Origin of the sequence: Methylorubrum populi (assembly GCA_036946625.1) — a bacterium.
GTDB lineage: Bacteria > Pseudomonadota > Alphaproteobacteria > Rhizobiales > Beijerinckiaceae > Methylobacterium > Methylobacterium populi_C.
In genome coordinates this window covers 2286942-2307877 of record JAQIIU010000003.1, presented here as the reverse complement: position 1 = coordinate 2307877, position 20936 = coordinate 2286942, and the positions used below count along the sequence as shown (strand labels likewise).

Sequence of the window (20936 nt, the reverse complement as noted above, 5' to 3'; positions counted from 1 at the left end):
TCTCTTTTGACGGATCTTTTGGGGGAAGGAGCGATCCGGGGCGGCGGCCTTCTCAGGCCGTCGCCTCCGGCTTCTCGAAGCGCGGGAAGATCGGGGCCGGGGCGGGCAGCGCCGTGCCGGCCTGCAAGCGGTGGGCTTCGCCGACGAAGGCGAAGCTGCGCCGGTCCACCGGCACGGCGAGCAGGTCGAGCAGCGCCCCGCCCGCCGTCGGCACGAAGGGCTGCACCATCAGGCCGACCCGGCGCAGGGTCTCGACCGTGACGTAGAGCACGCTGTTCATGCGCGCCGGATCGGACTTGCGCAGCTTCCACGGCTCCTCGGAGGCGAAGTAGCGGTTGGTCTCGGCCACCACGGCCCAGAGCTCGGCCAGGATCGCGTGCAGGGCGAGATCCCGCATCAGCCCCCTCGCCTTCTCCGGCAGCGCGGCGGCGGCGGCGAGCAGGCGCTGATCGGCCTCGGTGAAGGCACCGGGCTCAGGCACGACTCCGGAAGAATTCTTCGCGATCATCGAGAGCGAGCGCTGGGCGAGGTTGCCGAGGTCGTTGGCGAGGTCCGCGTTGATGCGGTTGATGATCGCCTCGTGGTCGTAGTTGCCGTCGCCGCCGAAGGGCGCCTCGCGCAGGAGGAAGTAGCGCACCGGATCGACGCCGTAGGTGCCGACGAGATCGAGCGGATCGACCACGTTGCCGAGCGACTTCGACATCTTCTCGCCGCGGCTGAGGAAGAAGCCGTGGCCGAACACGCGCCGCGGCAGCGGCAGCCCGGCCGACATCAGGAAGGCCGGCCAGTACACCGCGTGGAAGCGGACGATGTCCTTGCCGATGACGTGGAGCGACGCCGGCCAGAACCGGGCGTTCGGCGCCTCCGCGTCGGGAAAGCCCGTCACCGTGAGATAGTTCGTCAGCGCATCGACCCAGACGTACATGACGTGGCCCGGCCGGTCCGGCACCGGCACGCCCCAGTCGAAGGTGGTGCGGCTGATCGAGAGATCCTTGAGGCCGGAGCGCACGAAGCTCGCGACCTCGTTCATCCGCGTCTCGGGACCGAGGAAGTCCGGCTGCGCCGCGTAGAGCTGCAGGAGCCGGTCCTGGTACTTGGACAGGCGGAAGAGGTAGTTCTCCTCCTCCATCCACTCGACCGGCGTGTCGGTCTTGGCCGAGCGGCGGCTGCCGTCGGGGCCGGGCACCGTCTCGGCCTCGTCGTAATAGGCCTCGTCGCGCACCGAGTACCAGCCGGCGTACTTGGCGAGATAGATGTCGCCGTTGGCCTCCATGCGCCGCCACAGCGCCTGCGCGGCGGCGTAGTGGTCGGGCTCGGTGGTGCGGATGAAGCGGTCGTAGGCGCAGTCGAGCCGGTCGGCCATCGCCTTGAAGCGCCCGGCCATGTCGTCGACGAAGGCGCGCGGCGTCACGCCGGCCCGGGCCGCCGTCTGCTGGATCTTGAGGCCGTGCTCGTCGGTGCCGGTGGTGAACAGCACCTCGCGCCCGTCGAGACGGTGGAAGCGGGCGATGGCGTCGGCGGCGATCACCTCGTAGGCGTGGCCGATATGCGGCGCGCCGTTGGGGTAGGAGATCGCCGTGGTGATGAGGAAGGGCTCGTTCGCCGTCTCGCTCGCGCTCACGTCAGAAGATGTCCCGGATGGTCTGAACGTCGGACTGTCATGCCTTGTGGCGCGAAACCGTCCCGCGACGCAACCGGACCTCGGAGCCTTCCCAGGGCCATCGCTCGAAGCCGCATGAGCGGCTTCGCGGCGCGAAAGCCTGAGCCCGCGGACGCGGGCGCCGGCGTCTGAGGCTTGCAAAAAACCCAGGGCCATCGCTTGAAGCGATGGCCCTGGGAGCCTTCCTCAGGGCCTCGGAGCGGTCGCGCCCGCCAGTTCCCGGAACGCCGCGAGCACCAGCGGCCGGCGGTCGAGGTTGTACACCGCCGCCTCGCGGGCCGAGGCCGCGATGCGCTCGGCGGCCTCGACCAGCGCCAGCAGGCGGGCCGGGCCCTCGCCCCGGCGGCGGTCGATCTCGGCGGCGACGTGGCGCTGGATCGCGTCGAGGGCGGTGGCGAGCAACGGTTCGGCGTCGCGGCCGGCGAGCGTCTCGGCGAGCTTGAGCACGCGCCGCCCGTCGGGCTCGGGCAGGCCGGCGAGGAGCGCCGAGACCTCCGCCTCGACCGCGGCGGTGGCGGGGTCGAGGAGCGCCACGGCGCGGGCGACCGAGCCCTCGCAGAGCGAGGCCGCCCGGGTCAGCGCCGCCGCGTCGGGCCGGGCGAAGGGCGCCGGGAAATCCGCGATCACCGCGCGCACCTCGTCCTCGCCGAGGGGGCGCAGCGCCAGCGCGCGGCAGCGGGAGCGGATCGTCGGCAGCAGGCGGCCGGGCGCGTGGGAGACGATGAGGAAGATGGCCCGCGGCGGCGGCTCCTCGATCATCTTCAGGAGCGCGTTGGCGCTGTTGGCGTTCAGATCCTCGGCGCTGTCGACGATGCAGACGCGCCAGCCCCCCTCCCCGCCCGCGGTGGCGCCGAACAGGGCGAGCGCCTCGCGGGCGGCATCGACCGAGATGCGGGTCGGCAGCGTCTTGGCGCCGGGCGCCTGGACCCGGCGGAGCGCGATCAGGTTCGGGTGCGACAGGGCCGCCACCTGCCGCGCGGCCGGGTGGTCCTCCGGCACGTCGAGCCCATCGGGGGCGGAGAGCGTGCGCGGGTCGGCGACGAGCCGGCGCGCCACCCGGTAGGCGAGCGTCGCCTTGCCGATGCCCGCGGGACCGCCGATCAGCCACGCGTGATGGAGCCGGCCCGAGGCCAGGGCGCCGACGAAGGCGGCCTCGGCCCGGGGCTGGCCGACGAGGCGGGTCTGCTCGCGCGGGCGCGGCACGTGGGCGAGGTCGCCGGCCTCGGCCTCGGTGCGGGCGGGATCAGGCCGCATGGCCGTGCCCCTCCCGGCCCTGCCCTTTTCCCGCGGAAGGCAGAAGGTCCGGCCGCCACGCGGCGACGCTCGCGCGGATCGCGGCCTCGACCGCGTCCGGGCCGGGGCTCGCATCGATCACGCGGCAGCGCTCCGTCTCGGCCTCGGCGATGGTGCGGAAGGCCGCCCGCAGGCGCTCGTGGAAGCTCGGAGCCTCCGCCTCGAAGCGGTCGGTCTCCCCACCCTCCCCGCGGCGCCGCGCCCGGGCGAGCCCGGCCTCGGGCGGCAGATCGAGGATCAGGGTGAGATCGGGGCGCAAGTCCCCCAGCGTCACCCGTTCGAGGCTGGCGATCAGCCCCGGCTCCAGGCCGCCCGCCGCCCCCTGATAGGCGCGGGTCGAATCCGAAAAACGGTCGCACAGCACGATCGCACCGCGCTTCAGGGCCGGGCGGATCAGACCCTCGATGTGGTCGATGCGGGCGGCGGCGAACATCAGCGCCTCGGCGAAGGGCCCGTAGGGCTTGGCCACGCCCCGCAGCAGGGCGGCGCGCAACGCCTCGGCGCGCGGCGTCCCGCCCGGCTCGCGGGTGGTCACGACCTCGCGCCCGCTGTCCTGCCTGCTCTCTCGGCGCAGGGCCTCGGCGAGACGCGCGATCTGGGTGGACTTGCCCGCCCCCTCTCCGCCCTCGAAGGTGATGAAGACGCCCGGCGGCGCATCGCTCGACATGGGGTGGGGGCTAGCACAGCGGACGGCGGGGCGCGACCGTGGCGGCGTGATGATCCTGCCGAGAGCATGGTGCGAAACCAGCCGATGTCGCGGTGCCGGATGGCTTCGCCATTCGGCTCGCAATGACGATCCGGCATCCTACGCTGCCGCGCCCTTGCGCCCCGTCAGCCAGGAGGCGGCCAGCACCACGAGCCCGACCGCGGCGATCAGGAGGGTCGAGGCGGCGTTGATCTCCGGGTTCACCCCGAGCCGGACCTGACTGTAGATCCGCATCGGCAGGGTGGTGGCGCCGGGGCCCGAGACGAAGCTCGCGATCACGAGGTCGTCGAGCGACAGGGTGAAGGCGAGCAGGAACCCGGCCGCGACCGCGGGTGCGATCAGCGGCAGGGTGATGCCGAAGAACACGCGGGCCGGCGCGGCGCCGAGATCGGCGGCGGCCTCCTCCAGGGAGCGGTCGAGGCCTTTCAGGCGGGCGCCCACCACCACCGCGACGAAGCCGGTGGCGAAGGTCGCATGCGCGATGACGAGGGTCGCGATGCCCCGGTCGAGGCCGATGCCGACGAAGAGCAGCAGCAGCGACAGGCCGGTGACGACTTCCGGCATCACCATCGGCGCGTAGAGCAGCCCGGTATAGGCGCCGCGCCCCGGAAACCGCCCGTGCCGGTCGAGCGCCAGCGCGGCGCATGTGCCGAGCACCCCGGCGATCGAGGCCGAGAGGACGGCGACCTCGAGCGAGACGAGCGCCGCGGCGATCAGCGGGCCGTCCTGGAACAGCACGCCGTACCAGCGGGTCGAGAACCCGCCCCAGACGGTGACGAGCTTCGACGCGTTGAAGGAATAGGCGATCAGCACCGCGATCGGCGCGTAGAGGAAGGTCAGCGCGAGGGTGAGAACGGTGCGGGCGAAGCGGCTCATCGTCCGGCCTCCTCGCGACGCGTCTCGGCCTCGCGGAACAGCACCACGGGGCCGACCACGAGGATCAGCAGCAGCACGGCGACCGCCGAGGCGAGCGGCCAGTCGCGGTTCGAAAAGAACTCGCTCCACAGCACGCGGCCGAGCATCAGCGTGTCCGAGCCGCCCAGCAGGTCCGGGATGATGAACTCGCCGACCATCGGGATGAAGCAGAGCAGCGCGCCGGCGGCGAGGCCGGGCAGGCTCAGCGGCAGGGTGACGGTGAAGAAGGCCCGCGCCCGCCCGGCGCCGAGATCGGCGGCGGCCTCGGTGAGCGCCGGGTCGAGCCGGCTCATCGCCGCGTGGAGCGGCAGCACCATGAAGGGCAGGTAGGCGTAGACGAGCCCGATCAGCACGCCGTAGGGGCTGTCGAGGATCGGCAGCGGCGCCCCGATCAGGCCGAGCTTCAGCAGGGCGGCGTTGAGCAGCCCTTCGGGCTTGAGGATCGCGATCCAGGCATAGACCCGGATCAGAAAGCTCGTCCAGAACGGCACGATCACGAGCGCCACCAGGATCGGCTGCCGGCGGGCGGAGGCGCGGGCCATGGCGTAGGCCGTCGGCGTGCCGATCAGGGCGAGGATCGCGGTGGCGAGCGCGGCGTAGCCGAGGGAGGAGAGGGCGGCGTCGCGGTAGAGCGCGTCGGCCGCGATCATCTGGTAGTTCTGGAAGTCGAGCGCCTCGAAGAACTCGCGCCAGCCCTCCAGGCCGCCGTCCCATTCGAGCACCGGCAGGTAGGGCGGCTGGGCGGTGGCCGGCGAGGAGAAGCTGATCTTCAGCGTCACCGCGAAGGGCACGAGGAAGAACAGGGCGAGCCACAGGAAGGGCAGGCCCCGCACGAGGCCGCGGCTCATCCTGATACCAAGCGGCGCCGATCCCGACGGGGGGTCGGGATCGGCGCGTCCGGCGGATGGCCGCCGCCCCGTATTCGCGGGGGCCGCCGGCGATGAGCGATCGTCGCCGATCGGTACAGGGGGCTGCGGCGGGCCGCTCATGCGGGCAGGATCCGCGCGGCGTCCGCGGGCACCGCGACGGTGACGCGCTCGCCGACGGACGGGATCGGGCCGGGCGTCGGCAGGGCGGCGGAGGCGCGCCAGGACGTGCCGTTCGCCATCTCGATCCGGTAGCGGATGCGATCGCCCAAAAAGGTCGCCTCGGTGAGCGTGCCGGGCAGGCCGCCCTCCCCGCCCACGACCAGCCGCTCGGGGCGGACCGCGATCACGACGGCGTTGCCCGCCGCGCCCTCCCCGCTCGCGCGGATCGGTCCGAGCGCGGTCTCGACACTCCGAAAAGCGCCGGGCTCCGCCGGCCCGAGGCGGCCGTCGATCAGGTTCACGTCGCCGAGGAGACCCGCGATGGAGCGGCTCGCCGGGCGCTCGTAGAGGTCGCGCCCCGGCCCCACCTGCACGAGGCGCCCGCGTTCCATCACGCCGATCCGGTCGGCGAGCGCCATCGCCTCCCCGGCGTCGTGGGTGACGACGACGAAGCTGGTGCCGAGCCGCCGCTGGATCGCCCGCAACTCGCCTTGCGTCTCCTCGCGCAGGGCGCGGTCGAGCGCCCCGAGGGGTTCGTCGAGGAGCAGGAGGCGCGGCTCGCGGGCGAGCGCGCGGGCCAGGGCCACGCGCTGGCGCTGGCCGCCCGAGAGCCTGTCCGGGCGGCGTGCCTCGAACCCTTCGAGCCGCACGAGCCGGAGGAGGTCCCTGACGCGCGCCGCGACCTGCACCCGGTTCAGGCCCAGACCCTTCAGCCCGTAGGCGAGGTTGGCCGCCACGCTCATGTGCGGGAACAGCGCGTAGGACTGGAACATCATGTTGACCGGCCGCCGATGCGGCGGCAGCGCCGTCAGGTCGGTGCCGCCGAGCCGGATCGCCCCGGAATCCGGCGCCTCGAACCCGGCCACCATCCGCAGCAGGGTGCTCTTGCCGCAGCCGGAAGGCCCGAGCAGACAGAAGAACTCGCCGCCCGCGAGATCGAGGCAGACGCCATCGACGGCCGTGTGCGCGCCGAAGCGCTTGGTGACCCGCTCCAGATGGAGCCTCCGGTCCGGGTGAGGGAGGGGGGCGTGCAAGATGCGTTCTTGAACCAGCGTCGCGGTGAGCCCTGGGTCGTGCGTTCAGGTATCCTCGCGCAGCGCCTCCTGCACCCGCGCCTCCAGCAGGTCGGGGCGGCGGATGACGAGGGCGCCGCGGGTGCGGTCGATCAGGCCCTCGCCCGCCATCACCGTGAACTCGCGGGTCACCTGCTCCCGGCGGCAGCCGATGCGGGCGGCGAGCACGTGGTGGTAGGGCGGCGGCGTCACCACCCGCTCGCCGTCCTGTCCGGCCCGCGGCACGGACAGGCGCAGCAATTCGGCGTAGAGCCGGTGGCGCAGGTCGAGCAGCGCGTGTTCCATCAGCCGGGTGTTCAGCTCGCGCACGCGCTTGGCGAGCAGGCGGAACAGCCGGTCGGCGATGGCCTCCGAGGCGAACACGATCTGGCGGAAGACGGGGGCCGGCACCACGCAGACCTCGCCGCGGGTCAGCGCCGTGACGTTGGCCGAGCGGCCGATCCCGTCGAGGGCCGCGAGTTCGCCGAAGAAGGCGCCGGTGCGCATCTCGCCGAGGATGACCTCCTTGCCCGATTGCGAGCGGTTGAGGATGCGCACCTCGCCCATGGCGAGGAAGTACACGTCGGTCGAGATGTCGTCGTAATCGACGAGCGTCTCGTTCTCGTCGAAGCGCCGCCAGTGGCAGCGCGTCTCGAATGGGGAGAGATCGACACCCGGTTCCTTGAAGAACGGGATGCTCGCCAACCGGCCTGTCGCCACGCCTCTGTAACCTTGAGTCTTCGCGCGTCGCCCGGATGGTGAGGCTCCCGCCGAAGCGGGTCAAGCCGTGGCGGGGGCAAGCCGACTCGATTGACGTGGACGGCGCTCCGTGCCGCCCCGTCGCCGAACCGACCGCGGCCCAGGGGGCCCGAGGCCCCATCCTCGCCCGACCGGCCGGGCATGTCGGGCGGACGCTCGCCGGCCCCAGGCCGCAATGGCGGCAAAACACCAGAGTGTGAAGCACTTAGCCGAGGGATGAACAAGCAATCCCCATTGGGCTTTCATGAATTCGTTCATTCCGCAATATGTTTTTTGCACCGCATGCAATCATTTTCCGCGTGCCTTCAGGAAGGGTTAACCGTAAACCTTGAGTTCGACCCTGGGGCAATCGCGGAGTCAACCGATGCTGGACGCTGCCCGTGATTTATTTCTGCAGGATGCCTTCAAGGTAGGACTGATTTCATCTTCAGAGAACCGTTCCGATATTGGTTGCCTGATTTGGGATACGACACCGGATGGCGCCGACGTTCAGGTCGGTCCGGGTGTGGCCGTCCCCGATACGGTGCGTTTGTCGATCGCCTGTTTGAAGATCGATCGTCGCTGCGCCGTCGTCGAGCGCGATGGCAGCCTTCTCCATCTGGTCTTCGTCCGCTGATGCTGGATACGTGCGGCCTTCCGCTTCCTCGCGGAGATCGGCCGAGCATTTGCAAGCGGGCGCGATCCATAGGATTCCCGTCACGATGCTTCACGAGCGTGTGAGCGCTCGCACCCGTCTCGGGCGGGAACGGGGCTAGCTTCGCCGCTCCCGAATCGGACGGCCGGCCTATGGACGAGAGTTTTTTCCTGTTTGCGGCACTCGCCTTCACGGCCCTGACGCTGAGCGGCCCCGCGGCCCTGCTGCTGGTCCTGCTTCAGCGGCACCGGATCGAGGTTCTGGAGCGGCGCCTCGCCCTGGTGGAGGCGCGCCCGATCGCCGGCCCCGCGGCCGCACCGGCCCCGGAGGCGCCCCGCCCCGAGCCGCAACCCGAATCGGCGCCGCCCGCGCCTCGGTCTCCCGCGCCGCCCGCTCCCGCGACACCCCCTCCCCCGCAGCGCGGCGCCGTCCCCGCGGTGACGCCGGAGCGGCCGGCGCCGGGTGCCGCGCCCATTGCCGCGCCCATTGCGGGCCCCTCCATCGAGGAGCGGTTCGGCACCTGCTGGACCGTCTGGGTCGGCGGCCTCGCCCTCGCCTTCGGAGCGGCGTTGCTGGTGCGCTACTCGGCCGAGCGCGGCCTGTTCGGACCGGGGGTGCGCATCGCCGGCGGCTTCGGCCTCGCCTTCGGCCTCGTGGCGCTGGGAGAGTTCCTGAGGCGGCGCCTGCGCGGCTCGGCGCCGCTCCCCTCGCGCTGGCCCGACATCCCGGCCATGGTCACCGCCGCCGGGACGGTCGGCCTGTTCGGGACCGTCTACGCGGCGCACGCCCTCTACGGCTTCGTCGGTCCGACCCTCGCCTTCGCCGGGCTCGCGGCGACGGGGCTCGCCGCCATGGTCGCCGCCCTGCTGCACGGGCCGGCGCTCGCCGGCATCGGCCTCGTCGGGGCGCTGGCCGCGCCGCTCCTCGTCGGGGGCGGGGGAACGAGCCCGTGGCCGCTCGCCCTCTACCTGCCCGTGGTGGCGGGCAGCGCCTACGCCTTCGCCTGGACCAGGGGCTGGCGCGCCCTGGCCGTGGCGGGCGGTCTCGGCGCGGCGGCCTGGAGCCTGCTCCTCGCCGCCCTGCCCGGGGACGGCGCGGCGGCGCAGGCCCATCTCGTGCTGCAGCAGGCGCTGGCCATCCTCGTCTTCGCCGTCCTGCCGGGCCGCGGCGTGCCCGACGCGCAGGCGCGCCTCGACCGCTTCGCCGCCCTCGCGCTCGCCGCCGCGGGCGCCGTGGCGCTGGCGGTGCTCGGCGCGACGGCGTCCGGCGGCCCGAGCTGGGCGGCGGCCGCCCTCGCCGCCGTCGCGCTGCCCATCCTGGCCGGCTTCCTGGCCGCTCCCGCCGCCGCGGGGCTGCCGGTCGCGGCGCTGACGCTCGCCGGGGTCGTCGTGCTCTGGCCGGAAGCGGGCGAGACCTTGCGCGCCGCGCCGCCCTTCCTCTGGTCCGGCACCCGGAATCCCGGCGCGCTGCTCGCCGTCGCGACCGTCGGCGCGCTGGGCGTCGCCGGGCTCGGCGCGCTGCGGCTCCTGGGCGGCAGCCGCCTGCCCTACGCCACGGCGCTGACCTTCGCCGCCGGTGCGGCGGCGGCACCGCTCGCGGCCCTGGGACTGGCCTATCTCCGAATCGCGGGCGGGGCGGTCGCGCCGGACTTCGCCGCGGCGGCGGGCGCGCTCGCCGCGGGCTTCTGCGGGCTCGCCGCCCTGTGCCGGCGGCAGGGCGACCGGACCCCCTCCCCGGCCCTGGCCCTGGGGCTCGGCGCCTTCGCCGCGGCGGCGGTGGCGAGCCTGTGCCTCGGCCTCGTCTTCGCCCTGTCGGGCGGCTCGCTGACGCCGGCGCTGGCCGGGGCGGCGCTCGCCACCGGCCTGATCGCCCGGCGCCTCGACATCCCGGCCCTGCGCTGGTGCGTGGCCGGCCTCGGCGCGGTCGTGGCGGCGCGCCTGGCCTGGGACCCGGCCCTGGTCCGGGACGGGCTGTCGTCCACGCCGATCCTCAACGGGCTCGTGATCGCCTACGGCCTGCCGGCCCTGTGCTTCGGCCTCGCCGCGCGGGCGATCCGCCTGCCGGGGCGGGGAGCCGACGCACCGGAGCAGGTGGCGCAGGCCCTGGGCCTGCTCCTCGCCGGCCTGTTCGTCTTCCTCGAGATCCGGCACGCGCTCCACGGCGGCGACCTCACCGATCCCGGCACCGGCGTGCTGGAGCAGGGGCTCGCGACGCTGACCTCCCTCGGCTTCTGCCTGGTTCTGACGCGGATCACCGGCCCGGCATCCTCGCCGGTGATCCGCTTCGGCGGCCTCGCCTTCGCCGGCCTCGCCCTGCTCCAGGGCGCCCTCGGCCTCGGGCTGGCCGCCAACCCGCTCTTCACCGACGAGCCGGTCGCGGGCGGGGTGATCGTGAACGACGCCGTGCTCGCCTACGCCCTGCCGGCGGCGGCGGCCTTCGCCCTGGCGCGGGCGGCGCGCGGCGTGCGGCCCCTCTGGTTCGTGCGGGCGGCGGGAGGCCTGGGGCTGACCTTGAGCTTCCTCGCCCTGTGCCTGGCCGTGCGGCACGGCTTCCAGGGGGAGCGGCTCGGGCTCGACCGGGAGACGGGACAGGCCGAATGGTACGCCTACTCGGCGGCGTGGCTCGGCCTCGGCCTCGTGGCGCTCGGCTACGGCGTCCTGCGCGGCTCGGCCACCGCCCGCCTCGCCTCCGCGGCGCTGGTGGGGCTGGCGACCTTGAAGGTGTTCCTGCTCGACCTGTCGGGGCTGGAGGGCCCCTTGCGCGCCCTGTCCTTCCTCGGTCTCGGCGCCTGCCTGATCGGCATCGGCCTCGTCTACCAGCGCCTCGTCTTCGCCCCATCGCCCGCCGCCGGGCCGGAGGCGTGACGCGGTCCCGTTCCGGCACGGGGGCCGCGGACGGCATTGACCTTCGGCTAACCGGTCCCGGTCATTCTGCGGGGGAGCCGCGTCGCGTATCGGCTCGGTCGTGCGAACGACGCCCCCCGCCGTCCCCGCGCGGACGGCGGGGCCGCCGGCCTCACGCCTCCGACATGCCGCGGGCCTCGCGCCGGACGTAGTCGATGCAGCGGCGGCGCGCCTGCGCATCCTCGATATCGAGGAACAGCGAGATCAGGGCATGCGCCTCCTGCGCGAGGCCGAGATCGTCGCTCGGGCCGGCATCCTGCCTCGACACGACCGAAGGTTGTGCGCCCTGCGCGCCGTCGCGATCCTGCATTCCGTGTTCGTGACCGCGCATCGTCCTCAAATCCATTGAGCAGCGGAACTGCGTGAAGGCGCAGCGTATGCCGGAACTCCGAACGGGCCGACATCACAACGCCGTGAGACGCGGCACCCGCCGAGCTCTCTTGCACGAGACGCAAGTCGTGCGGCCCGGATTTCCCGATTCCGGGCGGGCCGAATGGCTCGGCGCCCGGAAAAGCAATCGCCACCGCGCTCGCCCGGCCGCAGGCGGCCCAGGCCGATCCCTCGACGGAGCGCGCGGGCGAACCGCCTCATCCACCGAGCCGTTTTTCGCCCGTCCCGGAATCGGCCTGGGCCGCCCCCCGCCTTTTGCGGTAGGGACGGCTTTCGAGGCTCTTCGCTCCGGCGGGGTGCCAAAAAGCATGTGGGACGGAACAGCGCCGATGCCGAAACCGGTGGACGAGGACGACGAGCGGGCGATCGACCGCCTGACCCTCTACATGCTCAAGGAAACCTATTGCGCGGCGGCGGGTGCGCTGATGCGCATGAACCCGCAGGCCGCCGAATCGCTGTTCCAGGCCTTCGAGCGGCAGATCGCCGATGCGCTCCAGCGCATGCACGTCCACCGCTCGGAGGGGCCGGACTCGACCGCCATCGCCCTGGCGGTCGGCGACCGGATCGCCGACATCCTCGACCAGGCCCACCGCCGCCAGTTCGAGCCGCGCACCGCGGAGGCCGAGGATCGCAGCCTCGAGGCCGTGCGGGAAACGGGGATCTCGCAGGAGGCGATCGAGGTGCTGGCGAGCCTCCCGCGCCGCTTCCCCTCGGGCTGAACCTCCTCCCCGCCGCCGCCGGAGCGGCGGCGGGATCGGTGTTTCATCCCGTTTCCGATCGATCGCTTCGGGTTTCGCCCCACGCCGTCATCGCGCGCGGCCGCGAAGCGATCCAGGGCGCGACATCTCCGGAAAGGGCGCGCCCTGGTTTGCCACGGCTTCGCCTCGCAAGGATGCAGGACAGGCCGAACGCATCGACCGGATGGCGTCTCACTCCGCCGGCACCGCCCGCGGCGCCAGGGCCTCGGGCCCGTCCTCGAACGGGCGCTCGGGGTGCATGGTGAAGGCCAGACCCGCGCCGAGCAGGAGCAGGCCGATCGAGCCGGCGAACGGCAGGATCCAGTTGCCGGTCAGATCCACGATCAGGCCGAAGGCGAGCGGCGAGACGATGGCCGCGAACGCCGAGCCGAAGTTCATCAGCCCGCTCGCGGTGCCGGCATAGTGGGGCGCGATGTCCATCGGCACCGACCAGATCGGGCCGATCACCAGTTCGAGGAAGAAGAAGCCGCCGCTGAGCAGCAGCGCCACCAGGGTGAGCTCCCTGGTGAGGAACACGCCCGCGAGGCAGGCGGCGGCACCCAGCATGCCGAGGCAGATCACGTTGCGGCGCGCCTTCTGCAGGTCGCCGGTCTTCTTCAGGATGCGGTCGGAGACCACGCCGCCGAGGGTGTCGCCGACGACGCCCGCGAAGAACACGCCCGAGGCGAACAGGGCCGAGTTCTTGATGTCGAGGCCGTAGCCGTCCTTGAAGAACGAGGGCAGCCAGTTGAGGTAGAGCCACAGCGACCAGCCGTAGCAGAAATAGGTCAGCGTCACCGGCGCCATGCGCGGCACGAGCCGCCGCCACGGCACGGGGGGCTTCGCCGCCGGCTCGGCCGTCCGGTCGCGGATCGCCAGCCGCTCCAGATCCTCGCTCGTGACGCCCTTATGCCGGCGCGGGTCGTCCCGGTAGTAGAACGCCCAGACCAGCACCCAGACGAAGCTGACGATGCCGAGGACGACGAAGGCGCCGCGCCAGCCGACATAGGCCATCATCAGGACGACCAGCGGCGGCGTCACCGCGTTGCCGAAGCGGGCGAAGGAGTGGGTGATCCCTTGAGCGAAGCCGCGCCGGTCCTTGGCCACCCAGGACTGCATGGCGCGGGTCGCGGTGGGGAAGGTGGCGCCCTCGCCGAAGCCCAGCGCGAAGCGGGCCAGGAACAGCGAGACCACGCCGCCGACGAAGCCGGTCGCCACCGTCGCCGCCGCCCAGATCAGGCCGCAGATCAGCAGGGTGCGCCGCGCGCCCCACTTGTCGGCCATGGCGCCGCCGACGATCTGGAACACCGCGTAGGGGTAGGCGAAGGCCGAGAAGACGAGGCCGAGTTCGGTGTTGGTGAGCCCGAGTTCACCCTTGATCGCCGGGCCGGCGGTGCCGACGTTGACCCGGTCGACATAGGTGATGAAGTACATCAGGCACAGCAGGAACAGCACCATGCCCGGCGCCGTCACGCGGCGGGGGATCGCGATCATCGGGGTTTCCTCCGGTTCTTGAGCCGCCCCGCGGCCCCCCGCGTCTGACGCGCGGCTCGGCCCGGGGCGTGGGCGTCCGTGAAAGAGAATCAGCCGTCGAGGCCGGAGCGCAGGCTCGCCATGGCGGCGAGCACGCCGCCGCGCCGGTGCGGCACGCCGGCCGCGGCGAGCCCCATCTCGACGCCGGACAGGGCGCCCATCAGGGTCAGGTCGTTGGTCTCGCCGAGATGGCCGATGCGGAAGATTCTGTCGGCAAGCTTCGACAGACCGGCGCCGAGCGACATGTCGAATTTTTCGAGTACCAGCGCACGGAAGGCGTCCGCCCCCTTGCCGTCGGGCATCATCACCGCGGTGAGCACCGGGGAATGCTCGTCCGGGTTCCGGCACAGCACTTCGAGACCCCAGGCCTCGACCGCGGCGCGGGTCGCGGCGGCGAGCCGCCGGTGACGGGCGAAGACGTTGTCGAGGCCCTCCTCCAGCAGGATCGTCACCGCCTCGCGCAGGCCGTAGAGCAGGTTGGTGGCGGGCGTGTAGGGAAAGTAGCCGTTGGCGTTGGGCTTCAGCATCTCCTCCCAGTCCCAGTAGGAGCGGGGCAGGGTGTTGGATTTGCCCGCCGCCCGGGCCTTGTCCGATCGCGGTGAAGCCGAGGCCCGGCGGCAGCATCAGACCTTTCTGCGAGCCGCCGACGGTGACGTCGACGCCCCACGCGTCGTGGCGGTAATCGACCGAGCCGAGGGAGGAGATCGTGTCGACGAGGAGCAGCGCCGGGTGGCCGGCCGCGTCGATCGCCTTGCGGATCGCGGGGATGCGGCTCGTCACGCCGGTGGAGGTCCGTTGTGGACCACCATCACCGCCTTGAACGAATGGCCGCGGTCCTCGGCGAGCCGGGCCTCGACCAGCGCCGGATCGACGCCGTGGCGCCCGTCGCCGGGCACGAACTCGACCGCGATGCCCCAGCGCGCCGCCACAGGGTGGCGAAGTGGCCGGTCTCGAACATCAGCACCCGGTCGCCGGAGGACAGGGTGTTGACGATGGTCGCCTCCCAGGCCCCCGTGCCCGAGCCCGGATAGATCACCACCGGACCCTCGGTCCGGAAGATCGTGCGGCAGCCCTCCAGCACCTCGCGGCCGAGCACGCCGAATTCCGGCCCGCGGTGGTCGATCACCTGCCGGTCCATGGCCCGCATCACGCGCTCGGGCACCGGGCTCGGCCCCGGGATGTGCAGGAAGTGTCGTCCGGTGCGGCTCGGCATGGTTCCTCCCGTGAAGCCGGTCGCTTCACGTCGCGTCCGGTCGTTTCATCCGGCAATTTTGCATTCATTTCTGATAGTGACAAGCAGTATCATGCCTTCATTCATATCGTCGACGCGGGCATGACCCGCTGCTACGATTTCGCCATGACATCCGCTACGACACTCGCGATCCGTGAATCGGAGGGCGCGGGGGCCCCGATCCCCCTCCCCGCCGGGCGCCTTGCCGAATCCTCTGCCGAATCCTTTGCCGAGTCCGCTGCCAAGCCTAAGGAAAACCTCGTGCATTCGCTCCACGACGAGGTGCTGGCGCGGCTGCGCGAGTTCATCGTCGAGGGCAATCTCGCCGCCGGCGCGCGGGTGCCGGAGCGGCTGCTGTGCGAGCGCTTCGGCATCTCCCGCACGCCCCTGCGGGAGGCGCTGAAGGTGCTGGCCTCGGAGGGGCTGATCGACCTGCTGCCGAACCGCGGCGCCCGGGTGCGCCGGATCGGCGAGCGGGAGATCGTCGAACTGTTCGACGTGATGGGCGGGCTGGAGGCGCTGGCCGGGCGGCTCGCCTGCGAGCGCATCGGCGACGCGGCCTTCGCCGAGATCGAGCGGCTCCACCACGCGATGTACGGCCACTACCTGCGGCGCGACCTGCACGGCTATTTCGCCTGCAACCAAGCGATCCACGACCGCATCGTCGCGGCCGCCGACAACGCCGCCTTGAGCGCCACCTACGCGAGCTTCGCCGGCCGGCTGCGGCGGGCGCGCTACTCGGCCAATCTCGACGCCAACCGCGACCGCTGGGGCGAGGCGATGCGCGAGCACGAGGAGATCCTCGACGCCCTGCGCCGCCGGGCCGGGGCGGAACTGAGCGACATCCTGTTCCGCCACCTGCGCAACAAGCGCAAGGCCGCCGCCGACCGGGAAGCCGCAACGCCGCCCCCCGGCGAGGTCGCCGCCGCGGAGTGTGCGTAGCGCCCCCTCATTTTTGAATGCATTCCGCGTGATCGAACCCGTCCGACCATGCCCCGCTTCGCCGCCAACCTGAGCCTGCTGTTCACGGAGGTGCCGTTGCTCGACCGCTTCGCGGCCGCGCGCGCCGCCGGGTTCGCGGCGGTGGAGATGCAGTTTCCCTATGCCGAGACGAAGGCGGCGCTGGCCGCCCGCCGCGCGGAAGCCGGCCTGCCGCTCGTCCTGCACAACCTGCCGCCGGGCGACTGGGCGGCGGGCGAGCGCGGCATCGCGATCCTGCCGGATCGGGTGGCCGAATTCCGCGAGGGCGTCGCCCGGGCGATCGACTATGCCGGGGCGCTCGGATGCCGGCAGATCAACGGCCTCGCCGGGCTCGCGCCGGCGGGGATCGAGCGGGCGCGCCTCCTCGCGACGCTGACCGAAAACCTCGCCGACGCCGCGGATGCACTGGGCCGGGCGGGCCTGCGCCTCCTGATCGAGCCGATCAACGACCGCGACATGCCGGGCTTCTTCCTGAACCGCCTCGCCGACGCCGCGTCGGTGATCGAGGCGGTCGATTCCGAAAACCTGTTCATCCAGGCCGACCTCTACCACAGGGCGATGATGGGCGAGGATCTTCTGACAGATCTCGCCACCCACCGCTCCCGCATCGCCCACGTCCAGATCGCCGACGCCCCCGGCCGCCACGAGCCCGGCACCGGGAGCATCGACGTCCCTGCCGTGCTGAGCGCCCTCGACGGCCGCGGGCTACGCCGGCTTCGAATACCTGCCCGCGGCCCGCACGGAAGCGGGTCTCGGCTGGATGGCGGCCTACCGCTGAAAGTCCCGGGATCCCGAAGGGGTCACCCCTTTGGCGGGGTGCCGGGGCGGCGCCCCGGCATCTTTCCAGGGCTCCGCCCTGGACCCTATGATACCGTTTCCGCTTGACCGCTTCGGGTTTGGCCCCCCTCCGTCATCGCGAGCGGCCGCGAAGCGATCCAGGGCGCGACAGGTCCGGAAAGGTCGCGCCCTGGATCGCCACGGCTTCGCCTCGCGATGACGCAGGAGAGGCCGAAGTCATCAACCGGATGTCGTATGACAAGGACTCGTCCTTTCGAAACCTGATTTTCAGAAGATCGGCATACCGCCCGCGACGGTGACGAGCGCGCCCGACGTGTAGCTGCTCTCTTCCGCCGCCAGCATCACGTAGGCCGAGGCGAGTTCCGCCGGCTGGCCGGGGCGGTTGAACGGCACCTGGCTGCCGAATGACTTCACCGATTCGTCGCTCATCCCGGCGGGGATGAACGGCGTCCAGATCGGGCCGGGCAGCACGCCGTTCACGCGGATGCCCTTCTCGGCGAGCAACTGCGCAAGGCCGAGCACCATGTTGCTGAGCGCGCCCTTGGTGGCGCTGTAGGCGAACAGCGTCGGCACCGGGTGCTTGGAATTGACCGAGGAGGTGAAGATCACCGAGGCGCCGGGCTCGAGATGCGCCAGCGCCGCCTTGGTCGTGTAGAACGGGCCGAAGACGTTGGTGCGGAAGTGCTGCTCGAACACCGCGTCGTCGATGTCCTCGACGCCCTGGTTCGGCTGCTGGAAGGCGGCGTTGTTGACCAGGATATCGAGCCGGCCGAATTCCTTGACCGTGCGCTCGACGATCTCGCGGGCGTAGGCCGCGTCCTTGATGTCGCCGGGGAGCAGCAGGGCGCGACGGCCCGCCTTCTCGATCCAGTTGCCGACGGCCTCCGCGTCCTTCTGCTCGTCGGGCAGGTACGAGATCGCCACGTCGGCGCCCTCGCGGGCATAGGCGATGGCCACCGCCCGGCCGATGCCGCTGTCGCCGCCCGTCACCAGGGCCGCCTTGCCGGCGAGCCGGCCGGAGCCCTTGTAGCTCTCCTCGCCGTGGTCCGGCTCGGGGGTCACCTTGCCGGTCTTGCCGGGGAAGCTCTGGGGCTGCGCCTCGAAGGGCGGGCGCGGGTACTTGGTCAGCGGATCGGTCATCACGGTTCCTTTTCGGGGATTGCCGCGTCAACCGAGTGAGCCAAGGGGTGTTCCACCCGCCGTTGCAGGGCCGCGCTCAGCGCCCCATCGAGCACGCGGGCGACGTGGAGCGCGTCGCGGCCGAGCCCGTCGTGGATCTGGTGGCGGCAACTGGTGCCGTCGGCGACCACGAGGTCGTCGGCTTCCGCCTTGCGCAGGGCCGGGAACAGCGACAGCTCGGCCATGGCGAACGAGACGTCGATGGTGTCCCGGCCGTAGCCGAAGGCGCCGGCCATGCCGCAGCAGCTCGATTCGATCACGCGCACGTCGAGCCCCGGTACGGAGCGCAGCACCGTCTCCACCGCGCCCATCGCCCCGAAGCTCTTCTGGTGGCAATGGCCGTGCAGATGGGCGACCCGGCCGCCCTGGTCGGCGAGCGGCAGGCTGATGCGGCCGGCCGCGCGGTCGGCGGCGAGCAGTTCCTCGAACAGGAACGCTTGGCCTGCGAGCGTCCTCGCCTCGTCGCAGGCGAGCAACGACAAAAACTCGTCGCGGAAGGTGAGGAGGCAGGCGGGCTCCAGCCCCGCCACCCGGGCGCCGGCCCGCACGAAGGGCAGGAGCGTGTCGAGGGTGCGCCGGGCCTCCGCCCGCGCCCGGTCGGTCTGGCCCGAGGCGAGATAGGTGCGCCCGCAGCAGAGCGGGCGGCGGCCCTTGCGCGCGACGACGCGGTGCAGGCGGTAGCCGGCCGCCCGCAGCACCCGCTCGGCCGCCTCCAGGTTCTCGCGCTCGAAGGCGCGGTTGAAGGTGTCGCCGAACAGGACGAGGTCGCGATGGTCTCCCGCCACGTCCCCGGGATGGGCGACCGCGCCGGTCTCCCGCCAGGGTCGGCGCCATTCCGGGAGGGAGCGGCGGGCCGAGAAGCCGGCCCATTCCTCACCGAACCGGGCGAGCGCGGGGGAGCGGTTGCGCAGGTTGAGCAGCGGCGCCAGCGCCGCGGCCACGCCGGCATAGCGCGGCATCTCGGCGACCAGCCGCTCCCTCAGCGGCAGGCCGTGCCGGGCGTGGTAGTGGTGCAGGAACTCGACCTTCATCTTGGCCATGTCGACGCCGGTCGGGCATTCCCGGCGGCAGGCCTTGCAGGACACGCACAGGTCCATCGTGCGCTTCATCTCAGGCGACAGGAACGCGCCCTCACCGAGCTGGCCCGAGATCGCGAGGCGCAAGGAGTTGGCCCGTCCGCGGGTGAGGTGCTGCTCGTCGCGGGTGGCGCGGTAGGAGGGGCACATCGCGCCCCCGGCGAGCTTCCGGCAGGTGCCGTTGTTGTTGCACATCTCGACCGCCGGGCCGAACCCGCCCCAATCCGACCAGTCGAGGGCGGTTTTGTGCGGGGCGCGCACCGCGTAGCCGGGGCCGAAGCGCATCAGCGTGCGGTCGTCCATCTTCAGCGGGCGGACGATCTTGTTCGGGTTCAGGCGGTTGTCGGGGTCGAAGCCGTCCTTCACCGTCTCGAAGGCGCGGGTGAGTGTTGCGCCGAACAGCGGCTCCACGAATTCGGAGCGCGAGATGCCGTCGCCGTGCTCGCCCGAATAGGAACCCTTGTGGCGGCGCACCAGATCCGCCGCGGCTTCGGCGATGGCGCGCATCTTCCGGACGTCGCCGCCCTGCTTCATGTCGAGGATCGGCCGCACGTGCAGGCAGCCGACGGAGGCGTGGGCGTACCACGTGCCGCGGGTGCCGTGCCGGGCAAACACCTCGGTCACCGCGTCGGTGTAGTCGGCCAGATGCTCCAGCGGGACGGCGCAGTCCTCGATGAAGGAGATGGGCTTGGCGTCCCCCTTCATCGACATCATGATGTTGAGGCAGGCCTCGCGCACCTCCCAGACCGCCTTCTGGCGGTTCGGCTCGACCACCTCGACCACCGCGTCGGGAAAGCCGTGATCGGCCATGCACTGGTCGAGGCGCTTCAGGTCGCGCTTCAGCGCAGCGAGGTCGTCGCCCGCGAACTCGGTGAGCAGCAGGCAGTTCGGCTGCCCCCGCGTGATGTCGGCCAGCGTCGTGCGGAACAGCGGGATGTCGGCCCCGAGCACCAGCACGTTGTTGTCGACGAGTTCGACCGCCACGGGATCGAGCGCCACGATGCGGCGCGTCGTCTCCATCGCCGCGCGGAACGAGGGGAAATGGCACACGCCCATCACCCGGTGGGCCGGCAGCCGCGAGAGCTTGAGCGTCACCGCGGTGGCGGCGGCGAGCGTCCCCTCCGAGCCGACGAGGAGATGGGCGAGGTTCGGGCGCGGCTCGACCAGAGAGTCGAGATTGTAGCCGCCGACCCGGCGCTGCACCTTCGGATATCTTTTTTCGATCTCGTCGCGATTCTCGGCGGCCAAGGCGAGCATGCGGCGGGCGAGGTCTTCCGCCCGCGCGCCGCCGGTGACCGCGCTCGCCGCGTTGCCGGTCAGCCCGAAGCCGAAGGCGGCGCCGTCGTGGAACAGCGCCTCGATGCCGAGCACGTTGTCGCTCATCTTGCCGTAGCGGAGCGAGCGGGCGCCGCAGGAATTGTTGCCGGCCATGCCGCCGATGGTGCAGCGGGTCGCGGTCGAGGGCTCGACGGGGAAGAACCAGCCGTCCGCCTTCAGCCGGGCGTTCAGGCGCTCCAGCACGTGGCCGGGCTCGACGGTGATCGTGCCCCCTTCCGCGTCGTAGGCGAGGACGCCGTCGAAATGGCGCGCGCAATCGACCACGAGCCCCGAACCGATCGGCTGGCCGTTCTGCGAGGTGCCGCCGCCGCGCAGGATCACGGGCAGGTCGAACTGGGCCGCCACCTTCAGGGTGGCGGCGATGTCGGCCGCGCTCCTGGGGAAGACGACGCCCGCCGGCACGATCTGGTAGATCGAGGCGTCGGTGCTGTAGCGCCCGCGGGTGAACGCGTCGAAGCGGGCCTCGCCCTGCAACACCTCGGCGAGTTTGCGGGGCAGCCCCGCATCGTTGCGGGCCTTCGCCCGCGCGCCCGGGACCGGACCTTCGGCCGGTTTCGCGCTCGCGCCCAAGTGGAGCCTCCCTCACCGCCTCGCCTCAGCGGCGGCCTTTCCCGCTTTCTTGAATTCATAATTCTATGGCGCGGGCAGGTCAAACGAGGCCTGCGCAAGGTTCCCTTCGAGGGGGATGCCCCGCCCCCGATCGCTCCATCGCGCGGAAGACTC

General features: G+C 72.0%; 15 protein-coding genes and 2 pseudogenes. 5 read left to right on the top strand and 12 right to left on the bottom strand.

The genetic code is table 11. The features are described 5' to 3' along the window. Window positions 1-52 precede the first annotated feature (52 nt). The 7 genes from metG to PGN25_22160 all read right to left on the bottom strand — a co-directional run bounded on the left by metG (window position 53) and on the right by PGN25_22160 (window position 7374). Entirely contained in the window at window positions 53-1621 is a 1569-nt protein-coding gene (metG, locus tag PGN25_22190) for a methionine--tRNA ligase (protein ID MEH3120212.1), read from the bottom strand. A gap of 225 nt (window positions 1622-1846) precedes the next feature. Further along, window positions 1847-2914 carry a DNA polymerase III subunit delta' gene (locus tag PGN25_22185; GenBank protein ID MEH3120211.1) on the bottom strand — a complete coding sequence of 356 codons (1068 nt, stop codon included), beginning with the start codon at window positions 2912-2914 and terminating at the stop codon, window positions 1847-1849. Beyond that, window positions 2904-3620, bottom strand: a complete 717-nt coding sequence (tmk, locus tag PGN25_22180; protein MEH3120210.1) for a dTMP kinase — start codon at window positions 3618-3620, stop codon at window positions 2904-2906. Before tmk ends, PGN25_22185 begins: the two co-directional genes overlap by 11 nt. Window positions 3621-3758: 138 nt before the next feature. Beyond that, window positions 3759-4535, bottom strand: a complete 777-nt coding sequence (locus PGN25_22175) for an ABC transporter permease subunit (protein MEH3120209.1) — start codon at window positions 4533-4535, stop codon at window positions 3759-3761. Further along, window positions 4532-5563, bottom strand: coding sequence for an ABC transporter permease subunit (locus tag PGN25_22170; protein ID MEH3120208.1), 1032 nt, complete (start codon window positions 5561-5563; stop codon window positions 4532-4534). The genes PGN25_22175 and PGN25_22170 overlap by 4 nt, the downstream gene beginning before the upstream one ends. Then, entirely contained in the window at window positions 5560-6636 is a 1077-nt protein-coding gene (locus PGN25_22165) for an ABC transporter ATP-binding protein (GenBank protein ID MEH3120207.1), read from the bottom strand. The genes PGN25_22170 and PGN25_22165 overlap by 4 nt, the downstream gene beginning before the upstream one ends. Before the next feature lie 45 nt (window positions 6637-6681). Continuing rightward, the gene (locus PGN25_22160; GenBank protein MEH3120206.1) at window positions 6682-7374 is read right to left on the bottom strand and encodes a Crp/Fnr family transcriptional regulator; all 693 of its coding nucleotides are present in this window, start codon (window positions 7372-7374) and stop codon (window positions 6682-6684) included. A 403-nt stretch (window positions 7375-7777) separates the two neighbouring features. Between PGN25_22160 and PGN25_22155 the strand changes: the two genes are divergently transcribed. Both PGN25_22155 and PGN25_22150 read left to right on the top strand, forming a co-directional pair. Further along, on the top strand, window positions 7778-8029 hold the full coding sequence (locus tag PGN25_22155; protein MEH3120205.1) for a hypothetical protein: 252 nt from the start codon (window positions 7778-7780) through the stop codon (window positions 8027-8029). 170 nt (window positions 8030-8199) lie between these two features. Continuing rightward, window positions 8200-10911, top strand: coding sequence for a DUF2339 domain-containing protein (locus PGN25_22150; protein ID MEH3120204.1), 2712 nt, complete (start codon window positions 8200-8202; stop codon window positions 10909-10911). Window positions 10912-11062: 151 nt separating this feature from the next. Here PGN25_22150 and PGN25_22145 read toward each other — a convergent pair whose 3' ends face one another. Then, a complete protein-coding gene (locus tag PGN25_22145; GenBank protein MEH3120203.1) occupies window positions 11063-11260 on the bottom strand; it encodes a hypothetical protein in 198 nt (65 codons plus the stop codon). 409 nt (window positions 11261-11669) lie between these two features. Here PGN25_22145 and PGN25_22140 point away from each other — a divergent pair, with 409 nt between their 5' ends. Further along, complete coding sequence (locus tag PGN25_22140) at window positions 11670-12059, top strand: hypothetical protein (GenBank protein ID MEH3120202.1); 390 nt, start codon at window positions 11670-11672, stop codon at window positions 12057-12059. A gap of 210 nt (window positions 12060-12269) precedes the next feature. Here PGN25_22140 and PGN25_22135 read toward each other — a convergent pair whose 3' ends face one another. Both PGN25_22135 and PGN25_22130 read right to left on the bottom strand, forming a co-directional pair. Then, entirely contained in the window at window positions 12270-13571 is a 1302-nt protein-coding gene (locus PGN25_22135; protein ID MEH3120201.1) for an MFS transporter, read from the bottom strand. A gap of 89 nt (window positions 13572-13660) precedes the next feature. After that, window positions 13661-14823, bottom strand: a pseudogene (locus tag PGN25_22130) (aminotransferase class V-fold PLP-dependent enzyme). A gap of 144 nt (window positions 14824-14967) precedes the next feature. On the opposite strand from PGN25_22130, the gene PGN25_22125 reads away from it, so the two are divergent. Together PGN25_22125 and PGN25_22120 are read left to right on the top strand one after the other, a co-directional pair. Further along, entirely contained in the window at window positions 14968-15783 is an 816-nt protein-coding gene (locus PGN25_22125; GenBank protein ID MEH3120200.1) for a GntR family transcriptional regulator, read from the top strand. Between the two features lie 48 nt (window positions 15784-15831). Beyond that, window positions 15832-16600, top strand: a pseudogene (locus PGN25_22120) (TIM barrel protein). 287 nt (window positions 16601-16887) lie between these two features. Here the strand turns inward: PGN25_22120 and PGN25_22115 are convergent. Both PGN25_22115 and PGN25_22110 read right to left on the bottom strand, forming a co-directional pair. Then, window positions 16888-17760 (bottom strand): SDR family oxidoreductase, encoded by an 873-nt coding sequence (locus tag PGN25_22115; protein MEH3120199.1) that lies wholly within the window; start codon window positions 17758-17760, stop codon window positions 16888-16890. Then, window positions 17760-20783 carry an FAD-binding and (Fe-S)-binding domain-containing protein gene (locus tag PGN25_22110; protein MEH3120198.1) on the bottom strand — a complete coding sequence of 1008 codons (3024 nt, stop codon included), beginning with the start codon at window positions 20781-20783 and terminating at the stop codon, window positions 17760-17762. The genes PGN25_22115 and PGN25_22110 overlap by 1 nt, the downstream gene beginning before the upstream one ends. Window positions 20784-20936: the final 153 nt, after the last annotated feature.

Bases quoted from the DNA above. Each gene is read 5' to 3' on its own strand.
- PGN25_22185 (MEH3120211.1), bottom strand. From the start codon at position 2,914: ATGCGGCCTGATCCCGCCCGCACCGAGGCCGAGGCCGGCGACCTCGCC.
- tmk (MEH3120210.1), bottom strand. From the start codon at position 3,620: ATGTCGAGCGATGCGCCGCCGGGCGTCTTCATCACCTTCGAGGGCGGA.
- PGN25_22175 (MEH3120209.1), bottom strand. From the start codon at position 4,535: ATGAGCCGCTTCGCCCGCACCGTTCTCACCCTCGCGCTGACCTTCCTC.
- PGN25_22170 (MEH3120208.1), bottom strand. From the start codon at position 5,563: ATGAGCGGCCCGCCGCAGCCCCCTGTACCGATCGGCGACGATCGCTCA.
- PGN25_22155 (MEH3120205.1), top strand. From the start codon at position 7,778: ATGCTGGACGCTGCCCGTGATTTATTTCTGCAGGATGCCTTCAAGGTA.
- PGN25_22150 (MEH3120204.1), top strand. From the start codon at position 8,200: ATGGACGAGAGTTTTTTCCTGTTTGCGGCACTCGCCTTCACGGCCCTG.
- PGN25_22145 (MEH3120203.1), bottom strand. From the start codon at position 11,260: ATGCAGGATCGCGACGGCGCGCAGGGCGCACAACCTTCGGTCGTGTCG.
- PGN25_22140 (MEH3120202.1), top strand. From the start codon at position 11,670: ATGCCGAAACCGGTGGACGAGGACGACGAGCGGGCGATCGACCGCCTG.
- PGN25_22135 (MEH3120201.1), bottom strand. From the start codon at position 13,571: ATGATCGCGATCCCCCGCCGCGTGACGGCGCCGGGCATGGTGCTGTTC.
- PGN25_22125 (MEH3120200.1), top strand. From the start codon at position 14,968: ATGACATCCGCTACGACACTCGCGATCCGTGAATCGGAGGGCGCGGGG.
- PGN25_22115 (MEH3120199.1), bottom strand. From the start codon at position 17,760: ATGACCGATCCGCTGACCAAGTACCCGCGCCCGCCCTTCGAGGCGCAG.